Here is a 6,664-nt window from a genome sequence, read left to right as displayed (position 1 = left end):
AGGATTTCCTGCTATTAGGTAGTCTTGAACTTCTTCAATTGTGGCATTAGTTTTAAAAGTATCTTGACATCCATAATCTCTAACAATTTTAACTAAATGATGTGGATTATGACGACTGTAACCTTGACTTAAAGCATATTCATAAAGTTCATCTTCAAATTGACCATAATTAGACCTACGATTAGCCTGCAAAAACTCTAAACAGGAAGCGATTGAAGTAATATTACATAAACCTGTGGGATTATACCAATTGTCTAGTTTTGGTTTGTAGGGAACTTTAATTCTGATAGTATTTGGTTTGTGCTTAGGATGCACAATTTGATTATTTTCATAAATTTCAATGTGTTTTTCATGGATATACCAAACTCCTGAACTGTTGTGTTTATGGTTACGAAAGGCAATCCGGAAGTGGTTTCTCACTGTAGCGTAAGCTAAAAGTTCAAACTCTTGATTAGCAGGAATATGATGTTTTTCTGACTCAGTTAATTGAGAAGATTGAAGGGGTCTTGATTTCAGGATAGTGTCTTTTTTCGTTTTTAATATGATTAGAGATGCAGGAATATTTACTTCTTTTGCATCGAACAATTTTTTGATAGTTTTCTCCCCTAAATATCCAGCTTCACCACTTTTTTGATCTACTTGAAATCGATGAAGTGCTGCTGTGGTTAATGGGCCAAATATGCCATCTATTGGAGGGTTAAGCATATTTAGGTCAATGAGTATGGCCTGAATCTCGCGGGTGAGGTGTTCATCATCGGCGAGGGTTTTTACGTCGTATTTAAGGTCTGTCCCCAGAAAGTCTTTAAGTTCCATATTAGGTTTATATAATAGGAAATAGTAATCAGGAGCTATAATATCCTATTCTCTGGACTAGACCAAATTATGGGACATTTATGACAAGTTAGCTTGAATTTTAGTTTGTTTTAAGTTTTGGGGAATAGTTATTGTTATTTGTTTAATTTTCTATATCTGCAAGCATCCAGATATCTATACCTGGACTGGGATGGCGTAAAGCAGTATCGTTGGTCAGAAAAACCGTCCATCCTGCTTCTATGGCGGTTGCCAGATGTAAGGCATCTACTAAACCTAAATTACTGCTTCCTCTTAAGTTTGCTGCTCTAATTACTGTTGCCCTGGTAATACTGCGGAAGGTGAGATTGGGGAATTTTGGTAGCTGCGTTGCATACTCTTGGGCAATTTCAATTTGCCCCTCACGCAAAGGTTTGACCATGAGTTCTGCCAAAACAAAATCGCAAGCAAAAGCTTGACACTTTCCTTGTTTGATGGCCTCAAAAATTTTGATAACGCGATCGCCAAATTGTGCATTACCTTCTAAGGCGTAAATAAAAATTACGCTGTCTAGAGCTATTTTTGCTCCTTCTAGTTCTTCTAATCTCGCCATCACTCCCTTTGAGAGCGAATGTAGTTGATGGCATCTTCGTCTTGCCATAGTTGACGATGTTTGCCGAAGAGGCGCGATGTATAGCTCATTTCTGGGACTATAACTATAGTGTCATCAACGATTTTTAGTTCTAGGCGATCGCCTGGTTGCCATTTTAGGGTATCGCGTACTTCTGGAGGAATGACTATTTTATATTCTTCTCCAAGTTTGGTTGTTGTCATTAAATTGGTTTGGATACGTTTAAGTGAGGATAAAATTTTATCATACCTGGGGCGTTGGTGTCAACAATTGCTCGTTCGTAGTAACGACTTTAGTCATATAGATGTAGTAGTTATATCATGTCCGGTAGCATCGGAGCGTGTATAGAATTAAGTCACAATTGGAAGAAACCCTTTTGCCTCCAGCATAGATGCCCTTTGCCTTCCTTCCACTAAAGTATAAGTATTCAAGCGGACATGATATTAGTTCCCAAATTTAGGTTAGCACAGGGTGGCTTTTGGGAAAGCGATCGCCTTCTGGGAAGAAAGCGATCGCTTTAAACCATTAGCTAATATTTTTAGCCTACATAGGTAAAAAAAGAAAGTCAATAGATGCTCCCTAACTTTTTTTTACGCGTATTTTTTGACAATCGAATATTTGAAGATATAATTGTAGTTGGGTTTTAAAAGTGAAGTAGGTTTGCAAGAAATTAGACCTGTGAACCTATACTTCTTTTTTTTGGTTGCGCTTCAGGGAAGTCGCGCCTAAAGCACCTACTCCGAATAAAGCGAATAAGGAAACTGGTTCAGGGGTTGAAACTGTATCTGACACTTCTGTCAAAGCACTGTCAAGCACAGTAGGCCAGCCACCATCTACCGATCCTAGTGGAACAGCATTAAACCAATCCCATCCTAGACCAGCAACACGGCCAGAACCAAAGCTATCAACCCATACAGTAGACCTTGTTCCAATTTCATAGATAGATAAGGCAGTTTCAGATAGACTGCTCGTATTTACCCCATATGTGGTACTTGGCGATGGGAGAAAATCAGGATCCTCAGCAAAAGCTGTACCACTAGCTGCTGTGCTATTCTTTGTTGATGTAGGTGAAAACCCAACGAAACTGCCAGTCAAAGAGTAGCCAAAGATATCGTTTACCAAGTTATTACTTCTGAAGTCTCCCGTCTCCATAGTAACAAAGCCACCACCAGAGGAAACATAATCAGAAATTGCTGTCTTAGCAGATGTACTAAGAACACTAGCTAAATTTCCCCTTTCTAATTCAGGAATCAAAATCACATCCGCAGCACCAGCAGCTGTAAAATCAGCCTCAGTGATACCTGTAAAAGTTGTGACTGTGTAACCTAGACTTGTTAATGTAGCCTGGATTGTATCAGACTCGCTGTGAAATCCGCCAGTAGTGTCTACAAAGCTGCTATTATCAAATACAGAGATTGTTATTGCTTGAGCAGTTCCCGCAAACATCATTAACCCTACTGTTGCTGTGGCTATTGGTAGTTGTTTAACAATTGAAAGCTTTTTCAACATGATTCAATTTCCTCGTAAAATTTATTTTTTTTGCTTACAACTCTAATCTACCCCCCCCCCGAAAAATCTACAACCCCCTTATGCTCTACTTTACCAAATCTTTAAAAATGTCTACAGTGTTTTTCGTCGTGAAAATCACCCAAATATATTAGGAGTGGAGATTCTAATGTATTGCTATGGAATGGGTAATTATTAAGTTTTTATGAAGCGACATAACTCTTTCCGGATATTAAGGTGTGATCGTTGTATGATTACGTCTTCAAGTTAGTCCTATAGAAGCCCTGAGCGTATCTTTGCAAAGTGGCATAGGAGGACCTCCTCAGGAGATCGAGAATATAGAATAGGGGAAAAAGGTAGAATCTAGGTCCCCTACTCTCCACCCTCTCCCCCCTCTCCACCCTCTCCCCCCTCTTCCCAACTACCTAACTTTTTACACTTACTTAAGACACGAAGTACATATATTGATGAAAATAGGTAGTAGGGTCTCGAACAAGCAAAAAATATTTACCCCGTCGGTTGTACCACATTAATCCCGAATCTGCTACATACTCTTGAGATGACTAAGAATGAGCATGAATTAAAGCTCCTTCTGTAGGAGTAGAAAGTTGTAATTTGGGTTTTTTCTTGTCTATTTTTGCTGTTACCCATCCTTCAGAAACCATGACTTCTAAACATTGTAAGGCATGGTTAAAGGCAACTTGAGTGTGTTGAGGTGAATACTGAGAAGTTAAAGATTTTTTTAATAAGGCTGATATTTGTTGAATATCGGAAGTACGTTCTAATATTTTCACTAATGCAGCATAGAAACCTGTTAAGGGAAGTCTTTGTTCATCTTTAACATAGGATTTTATCTTCTCAATACGACCGTTATTATATACAGGTAAATCTTCTTGTTTTGCACCTTCAAGATTTAGTTTAAAGATGTTGTAACCACTAATTTCCCAAGATGAATCTTTTTGGGCAAATCTTTGCATTACTTGTTTCATAGAAGTAGGATCAAAACCTCCAATAACTGCTTGACCTAAAATATCATTGGTAAAACCCCCTTGAGATAACCAGCGAAAAGCTTCTTCAGGAGTTAATTTTAATCCTGCATCTTTAGCAATATCTCGACAATGTTTCTGTAAGTCGCTAAACTGACCATTTGCAGCATACCAATAATCTGCAAAACGAATATGTTGTTTAATGCGTCGCTTTTGGTTATCTTCATAGTGGTGTTTTAACCAGGTAGCGTCGTGTTTTTGTTGTTCTAGTTCTAAAATTGTATAAGCTGCTTCTTTAGCACTCACATGAGTTAAAGTCATACCCGCAGCTAAAATTGGGTCGGCAAAACCTGCTGACTCTCCTGCTAAAAACCAATTTTCTCCTACTAACTTTTCTGAGAGAAAAGACCAATCTTTTGTTGTTTCAATCTTACCTCTGCTAGTAGCATTAGCAATTAATTCACTAATACGAGGTTCACTTTTGAGTGCTTCTTGATAAATATCTTCTGGTGGTTTTTTGAGTTTTTTGTAATGTTCAGCCGGACAAATAAAACCAATACTTGTACGAGTTGGACCTAGAGGAATAAACCAAATCCAACCATGAGCTAAACTCATTACCTGGACTCTTGTACCGCCCACGCCAATTTCATCAGCCCATTCTGCATTTGTCCAATAGTCCCAAATTGCAATATTTTGTAATCTCGTGGGAATTGTTGTTTCTACTCCTAAAACTCTTCTTAAAACACCAATATGTCCTGAAGCGTCAATATAATAACGAGCAGTAATTTGTTCTCCATTACTTAAATGCAAATTTTTAATTTGGTCTGCTTCTATATCTACATCTACTTTAGTAACTGCTGTTTCTTGTCTGACTTCACAACCTAATTCTTGAGCATGATCTAAGAGAATAGTGTCATATACTGAGCGATCGACTTGAAAAGCTGTTTGTTTGCGTTGTCCTTTGTATTTAGCTGGGCGGGGTTCATTTTGAAATTCTGTTGCTGCGAGAAAATCAAAATCCCACAGTTGAGAAGTTTTTCCCCAACGATAAGTGGCTCCAATTTTAATGGGAAAGTTAGCTGCTTCTACTTTATCCCAACAGCCCATTTCTTCGAGAATAGCACTAATTTGAGGCAGTTGGCTTTCTCCTACATGGTCGCGGGGAAATTTGGCTTTTTCTAAAATTAATACTTGTAAGTTAGGGTTATATTTTTTCAGTAATGTGCCAGTGGTACTACCTGCGGGTCCACCACCTATAATTGCCACATCGTAATTTTTGTTGGACATGATTGTTATGCTTGTAATTCATACTGATGTATAGAGATAAGTAAATTATCTCCATACATAACATATTCCGCGTACATTTGTAGATTTTACCCTGACAAAGAAGTATTTGATGATATAATTGAACTAGGTTTTATATGATGAAGTAGGTTCGCAAGAAATTAGACCTGTGAACCTACACTTTTTCTTTTTGCTTACGTTTCAGGGAAGTAGCACCTAAAACACCTATTCCGAATAAAGCTAACAAGGAAGCAGGTTCGGGAGTTGAGACAATATTAATATCCCAAGAGTCCATAGTCCCTCCATCGATTGCAAAGCTATCTCGAAATTCCAGAGTCCAAGTTCCTTTAGCGTTTAGCCCCCCGAAAGCGTCTAAGAAACTCTCAGTAGGTGCATAACTACCAGTTGGCAAAAAATCTCCTGTATTAACAACTGGTGGCGCTCCATCTACAAAAGTATAGTCACCGAAAGCAACGTCATCCAAATCTAAAACACCGCCTGCATTACCATTATTCAGGACATCGACTGAAATTATGTTGCCAGCGCCATCGTCAAACACCAGGTCTACATCCAACTCACCAATCCAGGTGAAATCCATACCGTTCAAATCGATCGAAATATCTTCAATCAAAATGTCATCGGTAACCACTATTGAGCTGGAATCAAAACTTAATTCAACTAATCCATCACCTGTACCTGTAAAACTAACAGCATTAGCACCAGAAACAGCAGTTAAAGTAGCGATTGCAGAGCCAGCAGCAGCAATGGAAAGCTTTTTCAACATGATTAAATCTCCTTAGTAAAATTTATTTTTTTTGCCTACAAATCTAATCTACCCCCCCCCCCGAAATTTCTGCAACCCCCTTATGCTCTACTTTACCGAATCTTTAAAAATGTCTACAGTGTTTTTCGTAGTGAAAATCAACCAAATATATTAGGAGTAGAGATTCTAATGTATTGCTATGGAATAGGTAATTATTAAGTTTTTATGAAGTGACATAACTCTTTCCGGATATTAAGGTGTGATCTTTGTATGATTACGTCTTCAAGTTAGTCCTATAGAAGCCCTGAGCGTATCTTTGCAAAGTGGCATAGGAGGACCTCCTCAGGAGTCAGGAGGACCTCCTCAGGAGATCGAGAATATAGAAAAGGTAGAAAAATGTCCCCAAGCTCCACCCTCTCCACCCTCTTCCCCCTCTTCCCACTCTTCCCCCTCTCCACCCTCTTCCCACTCTTCCCCCTCTTCCCACTCTTCCCACTCTTCCCACACACCCGTTTATAGATCCATGTAGGGGTTCTATAGATGTAGTTGCGACTTCCAAAAGTTATGTTAGTAACGGATGGGTTATTGGTAGAGCGATCGCTTTCTTCTTCCCAGAAGGCGATCGCTTTAAAGCATTGGTAATATTTTTAACCTACATAAGGTAAAGAAAGAAAGTAAAAAGATGCCCCATAATCTTTTTTTTAA

The 6,664-nt window shown here is 38.6% G+C and carries 8 protein-coding genes; 1 reads left to right on the top strand and 7 read right to left on the bottom strand.

Annotated features, from left to right (window positions below; translation table 11 throughout):
- From F6K13_RS12340 to F6K13_RS12330, 3 genes are all read right to left on the bottom strand, one after another.
- A partial coding sequence (locus tag F6K13_RS12340; RefSeq protein ID WP_287287499.1) for a C39 family peptidase occupies positions 1 to 813 on the bottom strand: 813 nt, incomplete at its 3' end.
- Between the two features lie 142 nt (positions 814 to 955).
- On the bottom strand, positions 956 to 1,450 hold the full coding sequence (locus F6K13_RS12335; protein ID WP_287287498.1) for a type II toxin-antitoxin system VapC family toxin: 495 nt from the start codon (positions 1,448 to 1,450) through the stop codon (positions 956 to 958).
- Positions 1,402 to 1,623, bottom strand: a complete 222-nt coding sequence (locus tag F6K13_RS12330; RefSeq protein ID WP_287242272.1) for an AbrB/MazE/SpoVT family DNA-binding domain-containing protein — start codon at positions 1,621 to 1,623, stop codon at positions 1,402 to 1,404. The genes F6K13_RS12335 and F6K13_RS12330 overlap by 49 nt, the downstream gene beginning before the upstream one ends.
- Positions 1,624 to 1,627: 4 nt before the next feature.
- Here F6K13_RS12330 and F6K13_RS12325 point away from each other — a divergent pair, with 4 nt between their 5' ends.
- Positions 1,628 to 1,768, top strand: coding sequence for a hypothetical protein (locus F6K13_RS12325; protein ID WP_287242274.1), 141 nt, complete (start codon positions 1,628 to 1,630; stop codon positions 1,766 to 1,768).
- 336 nt (positions 1,769 to 2,104) lie between these two features.
- On the opposite strand, the gene F6K13_RS12320 is transcribed toward F6K13_RS12325, so the two are convergent.
- The 4 genes from F6K13_RS12320 to F6K13_RS12305 all read right to left on the bottom strand — a co-directional run bounded on the left by F6K13_RS12320 (position 2,105) and on the right by F6K13_RS12305 (position 6,466).
- Positions 2,105 to 2,929, bottom strand: a complete 825-nt coding sequence (locus F6K13_RS12320) for a PEP-CTERM sorting domain-containing protein (protein WP_287287496.1) — start codon at positions 2,927 to 2,929, stop codon at positions 2,105 to 2,107.
- 560 nt (positions 2,930 to 3,489) lie between these two features.
- Positions 3,490 to 5,199: an NAD(P)/FAD-dependent oxidoreductase gene (locus F6K13_RS12315; RefSeq protein ID WP_287287495.1), complete on the bottom strand. Its 1,710-nt coding sequence runs from the start codon at positions 5,197 to 5,199 to the stop codon at positions 3,490 to 3,492.
- A 172-nt stretch (positions 5,200 to 5,371) separates the two neighbouring features.
- Complete coding sequence (locus F6K13_RS12310; protein ID WP_287287493.1) at positions 5,372 to 5,980, bottom strand: PEP-CTERM sorting domain-containing protein; 609 nt, start codon at positions 5,978 to 5,980, stop codon at positions 5,372 to 5,374.
- Between the two features lie 342 nt (positions 5,981 to 6,322).
- The gene (locus F6K13_RS12305; RefSeq protein WP_287287492.1) at positions 6,323 to 6,466 is read right to left on the bottom strand and encodes a hypothetical protein; all 144 of its coding nucleotides are present in this window, start codon (positions 6,464 to 6,466) and stop codon (positions 6,323 to 6,325) included.
- Positions 6,467 to 6,664 lie beyond the last annotated feature (198 nt).

Source organism: Okeania sp. SIO2B9, assembly GCF_010672505.1.
Lineage (GTDB): Bacteria > Cyanobacteriota > Cyanobacteriia > Cyanobacteriales > Microcoleaceae > Okeania > Okeania hirsuta.
Note: the sequence above shows the minus strand (reverse complement) of the source record. Positions and strands in the feature narration are given on the sequence as shown.

What these genes read in the sequence shown, in the direction of transcription:
- F6K13_RS12315 (WP_287287495.1), bottom strand. Translation starts at nt 5,199, where the DNA reads ATGTCCAACAAAAATTACGATGTGGCAATTATAGGTGGTGGACCCGCA.
- F6K13_RS12320 (WP_287287496.1), bottom strand. Translation starts at nt 2,929, where the DNA reads ATGTTGAAAAAGCTTTCAATTGTTAAACAACTACCAATAGCCACAGCA.
- F6K13_RS12335 (WP_287287498.1), bottom strand. Translation starts at nt 1,450, where the DNA reads ATGGCAAGACGAAGATGCCATCAACTACATTCGCTCTCAAAGGGAGTG.
- F6K13_RS12310 (WP_287287493.1), bottom strand. Translation starts at nt 5,980, where the DNA reads ATGTTGAAAAAGCTTTCCATTGCTGCTGCTGGCTCTGCAATCGCTACT.
- F6K13_RS12330 (WP_287242272.1), bottom strand. Translation starts at nt 1,623, where the DNA reads ATGACAACAACCAAACTTGGAGAAGAATATAAAATAGTCATTCCTCCA.